Source organism: Paenibacillus sp. JDR-2 (assembly GCF_000023585.1).
Classification (GTDB): domain Bacteria; phylum Bacillota; class Bacilli; order Paenibacillales; family Paenibacillaceae; genus Pristimantibacillus.
Genome location: NC_012914.1, coordinates 1,947,215 through 1,962,785 on the forward strand (window position 1 = coordinate 1,947,215; position 15,571 = coordinate 1,962,785).

Consider the following 15,571-nt stretch of genomic DNA (forward strand, 5'->3'; position numbering starts at 1 on the left):
ATACAATTAAGTAAGCGCTTTCCGTTGATAAAAACGGAGGAAGGAGTAGGAATTATGGGATGAATTACGGAAAGTCATTGCCATAAAACTAAAAATCTAAACGTTTAATAGTTCCGCAGTCACCAGGATATAGACTACGAAATGTAAACAGGAGGTTAAGATGAAGACGACGACTAAAAAGTTGATGTCACTCGCTACCGCATTTACGTTGTTTTTCGAAGTGCTGCCCTTGGGGATTAACGCGGTGCCTTCGGCAGCCGCAGCAACGAACAGTATCTCCAATGCTAGCCTTTCTGCCAAGGTCGGCGATTTAGGGCAGATTGAGGAATTATATATTCAAAATAACCCGACAAACAAAAGCGGCAAGCCTATCAATTTTGTACTGCCCAACAATACGTCGCCGCAAAATGACGTCCAGCACCAATGGATGGGCGAAATGCTTTTCTCTTACCGTACCGGCGACAGTAAGCAATTCCCTAGCGACAGAACGGGCTTTGTAGAAGTCGACACGAATAAAACGCTGGCGGCAGGCGGTTCAACAAAGTATACGAACATCAATCCCGCTAACCCCTATTTTACGAAAGAGGCTTCAACGGACGGCAAGAAAGTGGAAGTTAACTTCATCGGACAGAATATCGATTCGACAACCGCTCGCGCGATGAAGGGCTTTGACGTGAAATCCGTGTTTGATATGGATACCGACGATGGTTCGATGCTATGGGAAATCACGGTCAAAAACAAAAGCGGCAAATACATTGAATTCGGCGATATCGGCTTGCCGATGCCTTGGAATAATAAATATCAATCGGTATCGGATACCTATGACAACCGTGTGACCGTACATAATTTTGCCGGCGCCGACAGCGGGTATTCCTATGCCATCCGCACGAGCGGCGAAGGGAATTTCATGATGTTCGCCCCAGTGCCGGATAGCGGCGCACGCATTGAATACGTGGATTATTGGCTGGGCGACACAGGTGAACTGCGTAACGGAAGTCTTTACTCGAACTGGGTCGGAGACAGCGGAGGCTGGTTTCCGGGGTTGAATGTTCTATATATCCATTCCAAAGATATTCAGAAAACAGGCCGCGGATATTTTACCGACGCCACCAGCTTGGTTCTGGGACCGGATGAGCAAAAAACATACAAGTTTAAGTTTTCGGCGGTACGCGCCGGCGACAACAGTCCGCAAGCAAATGCTCAAAGTCCAAATAATGCTTCTACCTCCATGGAAGACCGCGAGGCTAACCTTCGCTCCACCTTGTACAAATCAGGTATGATTGACGCGGTTGCTCTACCCGGCTTCCAGGCTGCGATCAATATGCCAGTTAAGCTGGATCTTCATTACGACGACAGCCTCATCGACGTACAGTCCATAGACATTCAGTCTGTTGACGAGAATGATCCGTTTGATGCCGCGCATATCCCGACTATCAAGGCAGGTCAGACCAGAAGCGCCATGGTTAACAATACCCGCGCCGGACGCGGACTGCCTGACGGAAATCCGGGATACAGCGAATCCGTACAGTATGTGGAAACCAAGATTATTAACGGTGAACAGCATCATATCTATTCGCTTAAGTTCGGCAATATCGGCAATAACAGCGTTCGCGTGAATTATAAGCTGAAGTCCGGTGCGGAGCAGCTGGATAAGTTCACCCAGTTTGAATTCAATATTCTTGCTGAGCTTGATCAAACATCGCAAGCCCACTCTGAGTTTATGGTAGACAAAACGCAGGATAAGGATCCGAATAGTCCGACCTACGGCATCTACCGCGACTGGTATCTGACAACGGGCCTTGACACGACGACCAGTCATTGGGGAGACGACTGGAGCCACGATAACATTAACTTCATGACCATGAAGAATTATCTCGATCCGGATCCTAATGAGATTAAGTCCATTGAAAATTACCTGATCGATTTCATGTGGGAAAAATATATGAAAGATACGCAGAATAGTTTTACCGTTGCGAACTATCTCAAAGACTCGGGTGCCTATACGAATTCGGAGAAGCCTTATGTACGGACGTTTTCCGAAATGATGGAGTCCACCGGCTATTTCAATATGTACCGGATTCAAAAGGCCTATCCTAATTTGTTAGACTATCGCGAAACGCCGCAATATTATCTGGAGAAGGCCTACGGCATCTACTATAACCGCGTCTCCAGCGGAGCAACCGGATTCTATGGCGAGCAGCAGATCCCGGATATGATTGAGGCGCTTAAAGAAGAAGGAATGCTGACGGAATACGAGAATCTGAAGAAGAAGTTCGCCCAAACCAAAGGCCGGAACGTGACAAACGCCGCTTATCCTTACGGATCGGAATTTGAATACGACAATACCGGCGAAGAAGGGGCTTATTCCGCAGCCAAAGCACTGAGAACCTACTATCCTGAAGACGCGCGTGCGGATGCAGCCCTGAAAAGCATGGGAATGGCGGACTTGAAGACTCGTGCGATGCGGGGCATTCAGCCTACCTGGTACTATTATTCCGTACCGGTATTCCGCGCTGGCGAAGGCTGGTGGAATTTCCAATATACCGCTTCCTTGGCGGGATCCATCATGGATGACTGGCTCCGTTATGAGAATGACGGCAGATCAGGAGAGCAGGCTGCTATCGCGCAACAGCGCAACTATGCGGCGAAAATTTCAAACTTCAATGCCGTCAATATGGGGCAGATTTCGGCACAGTCAGTAGGCGGTATTTCTTGGAGATATAACGCCCAAAAGGGTGGAACGGGTACCAAAAACGTAAACGATGGCGGAACCCGCGTTATGAACAACGGCTGGCAGGACTTTTCCGGCGAATCCGAGGAAGGACTCTATGGCTCGCTATTGCGTATCAGTTCCGATATCGTCACCGATCCGATCTTTGGGCTTTTCGGATATGGAGCTTCCGTCACTGACGAAGACGGCACTTACCTCATCACGCCAAAGGACGGTTTCGGAAAGCGTATCAACCTCATCGACGAAAAAATATACCTAGTCTCGGAAAGCGATAGAATTGAAAGCGCGCAGATTCAAAAAGACGGCAAGGCGTTTTCATTGCAGCTCTCGAATCTTGCTAAAAGCGAGCACGCTTCGAAGATTGATTTCGATGGAGCAGGATTAGAGAACGGCTATTATACAATGAAGCTGGATGGGAAAGATGCCGGACAGTTCTATGCACTGAACAATAAAGGCACGGCTATGTTCCAAATGAGCGGTGCGCAAACGGCCGAATTGACTATTGAAAAGGCAGATACGGGTGAAAATGAAGCCCCGCAGGTTACTGCGGAGCTCGCAACGAAAGACCCGCAAGCGATGATTCCGTTTGTGATGAACGGAATGGTGACCGATGACGGAGCGCCAAATGGCACGTTGACCTATCAATGGGAAGTTGTCAGCACTCCGGAAGGCGGCAAGCTGACCCTTACCAATTCGAAGTCGACAACCACGCGGGCAAACGGTACCAAAGAAGGCTCCTATACGGTTAGACTCACCGCAAATGACGGGCAAATGAGCGGTTCTAACGAACTGACCTTCTCGCTTTCCGCACCGCCGGAAAAACAACCTCCGGTCATTGGCGAAGTGACGGCAGTCCAGGATGCTTCGAACAGCAGTATTCTCGTGTTATCCGGCAAAGCGACACCGGATCCGGTGTACAGCGCGGTCACTGATCCTGTATGGACATATGGATGGACGGTTAAGCAAAAGCCGGATGGCGCAGCTGATGTTACTTTTGTTGGCGGGGATAAAGCAAACGCATACGCCCGCATAAGCAAGGCAGGCACTTATGTGTTTACCTTTACGGCGGCTGATGAAGGCAAGACCTCCAGCAAGGATGTCACGGTTAATATTGCGAAAGACGCCGATGGCTCGTACAAGGCAATCAGCGTTGTGACGTTAATAAACGCCGCTCCGACACTGCCTGGACAGATGGATGTTCTGTTTGATGACGGATATAAGCAAAGTGCGATCAAGTGGAATGAGGTTGATCCGGCCAGCTATGCGAAGGCAGGCGAATTCGCTGTCGAGGGTAATTTCGTAGGCAGCGAATTGAAGGTTCGCGCCACGGTATACGTTGTGAAATCGCAACCTCAGAACAACGCGCTGATCGCGAAGCCTTCAGCCAGTTATTCCGGCGGCGACGGATATCCCGAGGCTATGAATAACGGTAACGAACCAAAAAGCTCATCGGATTTCTCAGCTTCCAAAGGCGCTGCTAACAGTGCATGGCACAACTGGGGGAAAGAAGGGGATCCGGCATGGGTCATGTATCAATGGGATGAGCCGTTCCTTGCCTCTTCAATGGATGTATACGTCTTCCGGGACGGGTCCGGCAATTTCCAACCAACGGATATGAAGCTTCAGCTCCGCGATGCGGATGGTAATTGGTATACGCCAAGAGGAGTAACGGGACTTGGGAATGCATTGAATAAATACAATACGACGACCTTTGAGCCTGCCTATATTACAGGCGCCCGTTTGGACATGAAACCTCTCACCGTAGGGATTGGTATTCTGGAGTGGAAGGTGAATGGATATACGGGAGGGACAGACAAGTCGCAGTTGACACAGGTTATTAACTTTGCCAATTCATTAAAGGCTGCGAACTTTATCGATCAAGGTCTTGCACCGATTGCTGATGCGAAAGCGAACGCTTCCGCCGTGATGAGCAACAAGGAAGCCACGGAAGAGGACGTTGCTCAGGCGATTGCAAAGCTGCTGGCAGATCTGCGGCTCTTGAGTCCGCGCGATAAGAATATGGCGTTCGCAGCTAGTCTCTCGGCCAGCTTCACTTCTTCTTGGGAGAGTCTTCCTGCGGTTAACGACGGATTAAAAACGGCTGCAAGCAACCCGCATTGGGGTTCGTGGGGCAATACAAGCTCGGAGGAATGGGTGCAATACGATTGGCCGCAGGGCGCAACCATTCAAAGCTCGAATCTGATGCTTTGGACGGATAATGGCGGCATAGAGGCACCTACAAAATACACGTATTCGTACATTCCGGTGAACAGCACAACGAATGAATGGGTAACGGCCGGGACGATTACCACAGGCATCACAGCTCTTACTACTCCGGTGGGCTCCTCCAATCTATTTGCCTTTGACCCGGCTCTGGAGGTTAAATCCCTGCGCGTAACGATGACAAAGAAAGCTCGGAATGGCAATGGTGTTGGCTTATGGGAGTGGGAAGTACTTCAGGCGGCGACCAGTCAGAATCAGCCGGCCCCAACAACGCCAACAGGGGTTAAGCCGACCGTGTTCAACGGGAATGACGGAAAGCTCATTGGCGTGACAACGGCAATGGAATATAGGAAGGAAGGCTCGGAGCAATACACGGCAATTACGGGAACGGAGGTTACAGGCCTCAGCGCGGGAACGTATTTTGTCCGGTATGCGAAAACCGGTTCGCTAAATGCCAGCCCGGATAAGGAAGTTGCGATTCCGGAAGGAGATAAACGGGATCCGGCGGCCAGCATTAGCTGTCCTTCATCACCAGTGTTCTTGGGTCAACCGATTCAGCTTCCGGTTGGCGTTACGGGATTGACTCATGACTTCAATATGCTAAGCGTGGAGTTAAAGTACGATCCGGCTATGCTTGAGTTTGCTACTTCACTGAATGATGGCGTTAACGTCTTGGCTCCGGATTCCATTACTCCTTCGCGGGATGGACTGCAAGTTCTTGAGACGGCGGTGAAACCGGAAACGGGAGAAATTCTGATCATTATGGGAATCACGGGAACATTCTTGACAGGTGACGGCGAATTGTTTGTTCTTCACGGCAATGCCAAGGCGGATGCAACGGCCGGAACGACAACTGTTGCCGTAACCAAGCAGGAAATGGTCGGCGATGAGAGCCATTATACTTTGCTCGACACATCGCTGGCTGCGGTGGACATACAGGTTGTGCAGGCGGATAAGACGACATTGATTGCTTCCATTACAGCGGCCGAGGAGCTTCTTGCTGCGGCAACAGAAGGTAATCAAGAGGGTCAATATCCAATCGGCTCCAAAGCAATCCTGCAAGCTGCAATCGATAGCGCCTCAGCGGTGGTGCAGAACGGAACGGCAACGCAAACGGACGTTGCTAATGCATTCGCTGCATTGAATGATGCGGTAACCGTGTTCAGCGGTTCGATTATCCATATCGATAAAGCGGCATTAAATACGGCCATTACCGATGCTGAGCAAGCATTGAGCTCAGCCGTAGAAGGATCGGCGCCGGGCCAATATCCAACGGGCACGAAGGCTATTCTTCAAGCTGCGGTAGAAGCCGCCGTTATCGTACGTGACGGTACTAAGGTAACGCAAGCCGATGTGGACCTAGCGGTGTCGACATTAACGACAGCAGTGAGCACATTCAGAGCTAGCGTCAATCCGACAACTACGCCTTCCGTTGATTTGGCAGCCTTAAATCAAGCGATTGCTGCCGCTCAAGCTAAGCTGGCGAAAGCAACTGCGGGCAACAAAATCGGTCAATATCCGGCAACCGCAATTACGACCCTTCAAGCTGCCATCGTAGCAGCGAACAATGTGAAGAGTAACGGCGGAGCATCGCAATCGATGATGGATGCAGCGGCAGCAGCATTGAATAATGCGGTATCCGTATTCGCTTCCAGTATTGTGACGCTTGTGCCTGGAGAGACATCCGTAACGATTCAGGATCTTTCTATCATTGCTAAATATTACGGCGTTAAGAAAGATCAACCTGGCTGGAATATCGTAGAAAAGGCAGATTTGTTCGATAATCACGAGATTACGATTCTCGAGTTAGCGGCGGTAGCACGCATGATTGTAGGCAATTGGTTACAGCAATAATCAAACGGTGAAAGCGGAATAAGGAGGGAAGGTGCTGCGGCGCCTTCCCCATCGTTAATGAAGGGATGATTCGCATGTTGAAACGCAAGCTGCTAATGATGCTATTGTCGACCGTCATCCTTTTTATTGGGGTGGCGCAGGGGACTGTTATGGCTAAAGAAGCAAACGCCACGTTCGACTTAAAGCTTAGTTATTCGGGTAAGGATGTTAAGCTGTCTATTATGGGCCACGGGCTTACGGATATGTACGCTTATGATTTCGAGTTGTCGTACGATGAGAAAATACTTTCCTTTAGTAAGGTGGAAACCTCGATTAAAGGCTTTTCGGTAGACCCGATCCTTGGCGCGAATACGATCCGGATTGCCCATACGAAGATGGGAGAGACCGGTGGCGAGAAAGGGGACGTGGAGCTGTCCGCGATAACCTTTAAACGTATCGGATCCGGGACAACCTCTGTTAAGCTTAATACCATGAAGCTTGTTGATTCTAAGCTGGACATGGCTGCGTTTGAGCCTAAAGTAACGGCAACGGTCATCGATAATCCTAATTTGTTAACATTCAAAGATGTAAAGGGACACTGGGCAGAGGCTTCAATCTATGAGGCTGCAAGTCTAGGCTTCGTGACCGGTTATTCGGATGGAACCTTCAAGCCGAATCTCGAAGTAACAAGGGCAGAATTTGCGACGATGATCGTTCGGGCTTTGCAGAAGAAGACCAGTGACGGTAAAGGTCTGACCTTTAAAGATAATAAAGAGATTCCTGTCTGGGCGAGAGCGTATGTGCAAACAGCGGTTGAAGCTAAGCTGATTACCGGGTACACGGATAATACGTTTGGCGCGAACAAGTTGATTACTCGCTCGGAAATGTCGGCAATTATCGTACGTGCGCTTGCTAAAGAAACAAGCTCCGCTACTAAATTACAGTTCGCTGATCTGGATCAGATACCGGCATGGGCTATACCGTCTGTGAAGGCAGCAGTGGAGCTTGGCATTATGAAAGGGAATACGCATAATCAATTTGCTCCAAACGCACCTGCTACCCGCGCGGAAGCCGTTACGGTTATTCTTAGAATGCTCAAAGCGTAAAATAACGAATATGGGCCCGGAAGATAAACACTATAAACATGCGCGTCTTCCGGGTTTTGATTTTGCTAGATTTTATGCAAAAGGTTGAAATAAGTATAAAAATTGGAATAAAATATCCTTAATAGATTCACGTCTTCCTAGCGAGACCGGCAATTTGCTAAACGTTTAACTTTGGGCCAACCATATTTTGACCAAGAGGCTGTGTAAAATCGCAATAATTACGCTTTACGCCCTTTCAATGGTTGAAATATTAAAAGAACAGGTTGAAATAATCGGTTTCATTCTAAGGTTAAAAATGACACAATATTAATGGGCTCGATGTTAAACGTTTAACTCGAAAGCTTGGAAGTCCGGAGCGGATGAGTCAAACGGTTAGACATATAAATTAATGCAAATATCGAAGGGAGATCGGGGTCATGAAAACAGGAAGGAAACTTGGAGTAGGTCTTGTCTCGGCTGCATTGGCAATGAGTGTCGTTGGTTGCGGGAATAACGGGAACAACGAGACAAACACAAGCACAAACACGGCATCACCGGGCACAGATGCTACCAAAGCACCTGCAACGTCATCTTCCAAGACTGAAAAGGTTAAAATTATCTACTCGATGTGGGGAAGTGCCGAAGAAGGAAATACCACTCAATCGGTGGCGGATAAATTTAATGCCTCCCAAGACAGAATTACGGTGGAAGTGCAAGCGATTCCATGGGAAAGCTACATGACTAAATTGAATACGCTTGCAACGGCAGATCAGCTGCCCGATACAGGCATGTTAAAAGAGGATGGAGTTATCCAATGGTCCTCTCAAGGCATGCTCAATGATGTAAGCTCCATGTATGAGGGAAGCGACAGCAAGCCGCTCGATAGCCTGGCTTACAAATATCAAGGCAAAACCGTAGCTTATGCTGCCGCAAACGAAATTCTCCTACTCTATTACAATAAAGACATGTTCGACAAAGCGAATGTTCCTTATCCTCCTTCCGTGCTTGATAAAGCATGGACATGGGACGAATTCGTGGAAACGGCCAAGAAACTGACGAATGATAAAAAAGGAAAACATCCCGGCGAGGATGGCTTCAATCCGCAAAGTATCGTTCAGTACGGGGCATCCGTGGAAAATCTCCCATGGCAGTTGGAAACCTGGGCACTGAGCAATGGCGGAGGTTTTTATTCCAACGACGGTTCGGAAGTTAGGGTTGGAGAAGACGCCAGCATCGATGCTATCCAAAAAGTTGCCGATTTGTACTTGAAGGATCATGTTGCTCCTTTGTCCGTCGGACAGACGGATGACGGCATTCAACGCACCATTATCGCAGGCACGGTCGCTATGGCAACGAACGGTGCATGGAATGTGGGAACCAGCTTGAATACGGCGAAGGAAGCCGGCCTTAACTATGGCGTAGCCGTTCTGCCTTACATGAAGGATAAAGTTACCCTTAATACAGGCGGCGCCAATGTCGTATTCTCTCAATCCAAGCATCCGGAAGAAGCAATGGAATGGTTGAAATGGTACAACTCCGAAGAAAATAACTGGGCACTCATCTCATCGGGTATTTGGATGCCAACGCTGGAGAAATGGTATACGGATGAAACGCTGACTCACAAATGGGTCGAAAATCCAAACTTCCCGGCATACGACGAATACAAGTCTGCCGTAGTCGATTATGCGCAATCTTCCGCAGCAAGACCTGCTTCGTGGTTCTATACGAATAATACAACGGAATTCAATACCTTGCTAGGATCCGTTCTAGGGGATGTATGGACGGGTAAAACGACTGCTAAGGACGCCATCTCCAAAAATCTCGATGCATTGAAGGCCGCTCATACAGGCAATCAATAATAAAGATAGGAAGGATGACCGCCACGAATACGCAAGCGGCGGTCATCCTTTTAACATGAGGGGGAGCGAGAAATGGAAGCCATTAATAAACCGCAAAAGCGCCGTTCCCGTATTTATTCAGGCGAGGCACGCGTAGCTTATATATGTTTGATTCCAGCCTTTCTAGGATTAATTTTTCTAACGTATTTGCCTCTCCTAGGAGTGTTGGGCATCAGTTTGACGAATTGGACTGGCTTGAAAAACCCCGAATTCATCGGTTTTGATAATTATGTCAAGCTATTCACCACGGACCCTTATATTAAAGACTCCATTATAGCGACGATTTATTTTGCGGTTTTATCGGTAATCGGCAGTATGATCTACTCCCTATTTGTTGCGTTGCTGCTGAATCGTAAAATTCCCGCAAGAGGGTTTTTCAGAGCGGTATTCTATGTGCCTTATGTTTTGCCTGCCGCAGCGATCTACGTAGGATGGTCGTGGCTCTATGAGGGGAATTTTGGATTCTTCAACTATCTTCTCTCCGAGCTTGGGCTTAAAAAAATTCTCTTTATCGCCGATTCCACCTATGTCGTTCCTTCGCTTTCGTTAATTTCGGTGTGGCTGGCTGGCAACTTGATCGTTATCTTTTTGGCCGGACTTCAGAATGTTCCCGTTGTTTACCATGAAGCGGCTGAAATGGATGGCGCAAACGGCTGGCAACGCTTCCGTCATATTACGTTACCATGCATGACCCCAATCATCTTCTACAACCTGCTAATGAGCTTGATAGCCAACCTTCAAGTCGTTACGCCTGCGCTGTCTTTAACGAATGGCGGGCCAGGCAACTCTTCCCGATTCATGACTTATCTCATGTATGATCAGGCCTTTGTGAATTACAAATTAGGTTATGCCTGCGCAACGACGTTCATCATTTTCGCCATTCTAGCGGCCTTTACTATCGTATTGTTTAAGACGTCTAACAAATGGATTTATAATGAAGGAGGGGACGACAAATGAGTGTAGCAGCATACGGGGGCAGACTGAGAAGCAAAAAACGCAGGGACCTGTTGATGAACATTTTAACTTTTGTCGTTATTATCGTTTTTACCGTTCTAGCCCTCTTTCCGATCTGGTGGATTTTCCGTACGTCTCTTATGACGAATGCCGAGATCTATAAATATCCTCCTTCCCTCATACCGCAAAATTGGTTGTTTTCCAACTACGAGAAGACGCTGGAAATATTCAAGTTCTGGAAATACCTGTGGAACACGATGGTGATTATCGTTCCCTCCTGTCTGGCAGGAACCTTTACGGCTACCTTATGCGGATACGCTTTTGCAAGGTTAAGATTCCGGGGCAAAAGTTTGATCTGGGCACTATGCGTCGGCTCCATGCTTCTGCCAGCCATGGTAACGCTTATTCCGCTGTACATCGGTTGGACGCGCGGCCTGGGACTTAATGACAGCTACTGGCCGTTGATACTGCCTTATTTCTGCGGCGGCGGCGCGTTTAATATCTTTTTGATCCGTCAATTTATCATGTCCATTCCAAGAGAACTCGATCAAGCGGCAACGATCGACGGTGCCGGGTACTTCCGCATTTTGTTCAGCATCATTATGCCGGCTATCCGACCAGCTATGATTGTCGTCGCGTTGTTTATCTTCATAGGGTTATGGAACGATTTGCTTCAACAGATGATTTACATCAACTCGAGCGATAAATATACGATTGCGCTTGGACTAACCAACTTTAGAGGCCAATTAAAGAGTGACTGGTCGCTTACCATGGCCGCCACATGCTTGTCTTTTGCTCCGGGCGTCATCTTCTACTTAATTGGCCAACGGTATTTCGTGGAGGGAATCACGCTAACCGGATTGAAAAATTAGTTGTTCATAGCTTACGTTAAAGCAGTGGCCGGTCTATATATGACCGGCTGCTGTTTTTTTGTTAAAGTAACGGGGATAGCTTGAAACCAGGATTCGATTAAATAGGTAGAATAGTCCTTGTTCATATATTTAATTAATAGTAAAAAGTAAACAAGCAATCAAATGGAGGGAAATTATATGGGGGGGAGTTAGAATAATAAAGGTTTTAAAGAAATAGTTGCAATCTGCTTACGTGGTGCTCTTTATTTACAAGGTCTGATGCTCTGACCGTTGCGAGGAGCCCGAGCAGGCCGGTAAGGTTGTCAGCATCAGGCATGTCATTTTTATTTTGCTTTTAATAAGCGAAATTCGTTTGGCGTAAGCCCCGTCGTGTTCTTGAAGACGCGGAAAAAATATTTCTCGTCGGAGAATCCGACCTTTTCGGCGACTTCGTAAATCTTCAGCTGATGGTTAAGGAGTAGCTTCTTGGATTCCTCCACGCGAATTTTTTGGAGGTAATGAATGAAGCTGACGCCGGTCATTTTTTTGAACAGGCTGCTGAAATAGGTTGAATTCATGAAGACGAGACTAGCCGCCTTGTTCAAGTCGATATCTTCCGCATAATGCTCTTCCAGATAACGCGTGACGAAGCCAACGTCATGTCCGTATTGAGAGCCGTCTAATAAAGGCTTGCGATTCGTGTTCTCTTTGGTCAGCTCATGAATCATTTTATTTAGCACCTGATATAATTTATCCTTCTTAACGGGTTTCAATAAATAAGCGCTCACGCCGTAGGCGATTGCTTCCTGTGCGTAGCTGAACTCGTCGAAGCCGCTTATGATAATCGTTCGGGAGGGGAGCTCCCATTCTCGTATTTGTTTTAACAGCTTAAGTCCGTCCAGAAATGGCATCATGATATCCGTAATAATAAGCTCCGGTACCAGCTGCCGGATTTTCTCAAGCGCTTCTTGTCCGTTTGACGCTTCTTCAATCGAAGAAATCGGCAAATCCATTTTGGATACGATTTTTACGATGCCTCGTCTAATGATGTCATCGTCCTCAATGATTAACATGCTGAACACGTGGAACTCCTCCTATAATATCGGGAAAACGGATGGAAACAACCGTACCTGACAATCCGCTTTCGATCTCAAGCCCGTAATCCTTGCCGTAGTTGAACCGAATCCTCTGCTGTATATTCAAAAGCCCAACGCCGCCGCCCTCCGACGGCCTCAGCGTCCCGACCTCGTCTACGTCTTCTTTAAGCATTCGTTGAATGAACGCAAGCCGCTCCTTGTCCATCCCCGTTCCGTTATCCGCGATCCGGCACAAATAAGCGCCATCGTATTCCGTAATGGATATCGAAAGAATGAGATTTCCTTTCTGATTGCGAAAACCGTGTTTTATTGCATTCTCCACAATCGGTTGGAAGATAAACGAAGGGATGGGAAGGCGATTGATTCGATCCGAAAAATCGGTGAGTAATTGTATACGGCCATTATGCATCAAATTCTGGACTTTTAGATAGTCATTCAAATGCTCTAATTCTTTCCAGACAAAGGTCTGTTTCTTCTCGCTATGCGAAATGCTGTATCTCATAATGCTTCCGAGAGCGGTTATGGCCTCGGATAACTCTTCTTGATCGTTGAATTCGGCCATCATGCGCATCGTTTCCAGAGCGTTAAACAGGAAGTGCGGGTTGATTTGCGCCTGAAGGGCGTAGAGCTCCGCTTCGCGCTGCGCGATTTCGGTTTTGTATACGCGTTCGATTAACTCGTTTATTTTATAAGCCATAACATTGATGTTATGGCCGACCATATCGATTTCATCTTCACCGTGAACGGGAATCTCAATATCGAAATCGCCTTTTTGAATCTTGCGAATGCCGGCAAGAATCTGCTTGATTCTGCGCATGAGGAAAACAGCCATCAGATAGGCCGAAGCCGCTAGAATCGTGACGGATACCGCAAGGATGACCAGAAAGACATTTCGGGATTTGGTCCAATGCATCATCATGACGCTATTGGGCGTCATGCTGACAAGATTGGCGTCCGGCAAACGAATCGGCTTGGTCAGGACGGAATAGTCGGTGTGGTCAAGCTGCGGCATCGTTGTCTCCGTATCGTTGTAAAGTAATTGCCCCTTATTATCTTGAATCACCATAATGCCCGAATTCAAAGTTTCCTTTGCCTGCAAGCTTTCAAATAGATACGATCCCCGGACCATAAGCTCCAAGTAGGCGCCGTTATTGCTATAACTGCTGCTGCTCAGCGCATAGTAAAGATAGTATTGCCCGGCGGTATCATGCCGCCAGTATGCCTTTCCTTGCTGCGTGCCGGCCTTCATGTCCTGATACCAGCTTTCCTTTATGAAAGAGGAGGAATGATTGAAAAAATCGCTTTCCGGCACTTCGTCATCCTCGACAAGAATTCTGAACTTCCCAATATTGTAGGTAGTCGCTTCAATCCAGGAGGCCATCGGCTTAACGGTTTGATTAATAATGCTGATCCAAGTGACCGTATCGTAGTACGGTTGGCTGAGCACGTCGTTCAGCGTTGTGTTCACCGAAACCATATAGCCGATTTTTTCGGCCTCGTCGATCTTATTGTTAATATCCGTTTCGGCGTATAACAGCTGCTGATTGTTTACGTGATTTCGTTCTTTCACCAAGTCCTGGATCAGGTTTTGGTAGATCCAAATGCTGCTTCCTACAGTAGGGATAAGAATGAGTAATAGATAAGTCAAAAACAATTTGGATTTAAAGCTCATTTTGCGCAGCAAGTTGTTTTTTGTGCTCTTCATAGTGTGCTCCTCTGAATCAGGTTCTAACGGTAATCGGTTGCGAAGCTTACCTTCCATAGTATATATCAGCGGGACGGGCAGATACCTCAACTATGAAAAGGGGATAAAAATCGTACACTAAAACCTAAAGATTCGAAACTGAAATTGAATATTTATGTTGGTACTATTAAACCATGTTAAGGATCTTGCTCGCTTGATCCACATACACAACATGATGGAGTGATACGAATGTCTAAACCTTTGCTAACGACCGCCCCAAGGCCGAGCTTGCTGAAAAGCTTGGGCGATAGGCTTTCGAGGCCGCAGGTGATCTTACAACTAATGGTGCTGCCGGCTGTTCTCGCGATGCTTATTTTTAATTTTTTGCCGATGCTGGGCATGTCGATTGCCTTTAAGGAAACGGACATGGCGGGCGGCATTTTTGGCGGACAGTGGATCGGCTTTGATAATTTCAAAGAGATTTTCGGAGATGACCGGTTCTGGCTGGCGATGAAGAATACGGTCGGAATGAGCATTATAAAGCTTGTCTTTACGTTTGTTGCGCCAATCCTGTTCGCTCTTATTATGAACGAGATTCGTTCCAACTCTTACAAGAAGCTGGCTCAGACGATCAGTACGCTGCCCCATTTCCTGTCTTACGTAATTGTAGCCACGCTTTGTCTTATTTTCCTCGATCCGCAAGGCATGGTGAACCATATCTTGATGTCGCTGCATGTGACGAAAGAGCCTATCGAATTTATGGCGGAAGCCAAATGGTTCTGGGGACTTGGTTCGGCACTCGACTTGTGGAAGGAAACCGGATGGGGAGCGATTGTTTTCCTCGCGGCGATTACCGGCGTCAACTCGGAGGTGTACGAAGCGGCAAGAATCGATGGCGCGGGAAGGCTTCGCTGCATCTGGCATATCAACCTGCCCGCGATTCGGAGCACGATTATGGTTATGCTGATTTTGAATATCGGCAATCTGTTCTACGGCGGCTCTAATTTCGATCAAAGCTATTTGCTTGGCAACATGTTTAACAATGACCGATCGTACACGTTAGGCTATTACACGCTGGATAATGGACTTATTCAAATGCGGTATTCCTTTGCCGCCGCTGCCGATCTTATCATTTCTACTCTGTCGTTAACCTTGCTGATTGCGGCGAATTGGATAGCCAAGAGAATAAATGGCAGCAATATCTTCTAGGAGGCA

The 15,571-nt window shown here is 47.6% G+C and carries 8 protein-coding genes; 6 read left to right on the forward strand and 2 right to left on the reverse strand.

Annotation, left to right across the window (positions count from 1 at the left end; genetic code table 11):
* Positions 1-160 precede the first annotated feature (160 nt).
* The 5 genes from PJDR2_RS08580 (at position 161) to PJDR2_RS08600 (ending at position 11,596) form a co-directional block, all read left to right on the forward strand.
* Positions 161-6,808 carry a DUF5695 domain-containing protein gene (locus PJDR2_RS08580; protein ID WP_015843271.1) on the forward strand — a complete coding sequence of 2,216 codons (6,648 nt, stop codon included), beginning with the start codon at positions 161-163 and terminating at the stop codon, positions 6,806-6,808.
* A gap of 74 nt (positions 6,809-6,882) precedes the next feature.
* Positions 6,883-7,893, forward strand: a complete 1,011-nt coding sequence (locus tag PJDR2_RS08585; RefSeq protein ID WP_015843272.1) for an S-layer homology domain-containing protein — start codon at positions 6,883-6,885, stop codon at positions 7,891-7,893.
* Positions 7,894-8,309: 416 nt separating this feature from the next.
* Positions 8,310-9,731: an ABC transporter substrate-binding protein gene (locus tag PJDR2_RS08590; RefSeq protein ID WP_015843273.1), complete on the forward strand. Its 1,422-nt coding sequence runs from the start codon at positions 8,310-8,312 to the stop codon at positions 9,729-9,731.
* A 216-nt stretch (positions 9,732-9,947) separates the two neighbouring features.
* A complete protein-coding gene (locus PJDR2_RS08595) occupies positions 9,948-10,727 on the forward strand; it encodes a carbohydrate ABC transporter permease (protein WP_265525117.1) in 780 nt (259 codons plus the stop codon).
* The gene (locus tag PJDR2_RS08600) at positions 10,724-11,596 is read left to right on the forward strand and encodes a carbohydrate ABC transporter permease (RefSeq protein WP_015843275.1); all 873 of its coding nucleotides are present in this window, start codon (positions 10,724-10,726) and stop codon (positions 11,594-11,596) included. The genes PJDR2_RS08595 and PJDR2_RS08600 overlap by 4 nt, the downstream gene beginning before the upstream one ends.
* 323 nt (positions 11,597-11,919) lie before the next feature.
* On the opposite strand, the gene PJDR2_RS08605 is transcribed toward PJDR2_RS08600, so the two are convergent.
* Together PJDR2_RS08605 and PJDR2_RS08610 are read right to left on the reverse strand one after the other, a co-directional pair.
* The gene (locus PJDR2_RS08605) at positions 11,920-12,648 is read right to left on the reverse strand and encodes a response regulator transcription factor (protein ID WP_265525174.1); all 729 of its coding nucleotides are present in this window, start codon (positions 12,646-12,648) and stop codon (positions 11,920-11,922) included.
* Positions 12,635-14,377, reverse strand: a complete 1,743-nt coding sequence (locus tag PJDR2_RS08610; RefSeq protein WP_015843277.1) for a sensor histidine kinase — start codon at positions 14,375-14,377, stop codon at positions 12,635-12,637. Before PJDR2_RS08610 ends, PJDR2_RS08605 begins: the two co-directional genes overlap by 14 nt.
* A 306-nt stretch (positions 14,378-14,683) precedes the next feature.
* Between PJDR2_RS08610 and PJDR2_RS08615 the strand changes: the two genes are divergently transcribed.
* Positions 14,684-15,565, forward strand: coding sequence for an ABC transporter permease (locus PJDR2_RS08615; protein ID WP_265525118.1), 882 nt, complete (start codon positions 14,684-14,686; stop codon positions 15,563-15,565).
* The last annotated feature ends 6 nt before the right edge of the window (positions 15,566-15,571 follow it).

What these genes read in the sequence shown, in the direction of transcription:
- PJDR2_RS08580 (WP_015843271.1), top strand. Translation starts at nt 161, where the DNA reads ATGAAGACGACGACTAAAAAGTTGATGTCACTCGCTACCGCATTTACG.
- PJDR2_RS08610 (WP_015843277.1), bottom strand. Translation starts at nt 14,377, where the DNA reads ATGAAGAGCACAAAAAACAACTTGCTGCGCAAAATGAGCTTTAAATCC.
- PJDR2_RS08585 (WP_015843272.1), top strand. Translation starts at nt 6,883, where the DNA reads ATGTTGAAACGCAAGCTGCTAATGATGCTATTGTCGACCGTCATCCTT.
- PJDR2_RS08590 (WP_015843273.1), top strand. Translation starts at nt 8,310, where the DNA reads ATGAAAACAGGAAGGAAACTTGGAGTAGGTCTTGTCTCGGCTGCATTG.
- PJDR2_RS08600 (WP_015843275.1), top strand. Translation starts at nt 10,724, where the DNA reads ATGAGTGTAGCAGCATACGGGGGCAGACTGAGAAGCAAAAAACGCAGG.
- PJDR2_RS08605 (WP_265525174.1), bottom strand. Translation starts at nt 12,648, where the DNA reads ATGTTAATCATTGAGGACGATGACATCATTAGACGAGGCATCGTAAAA.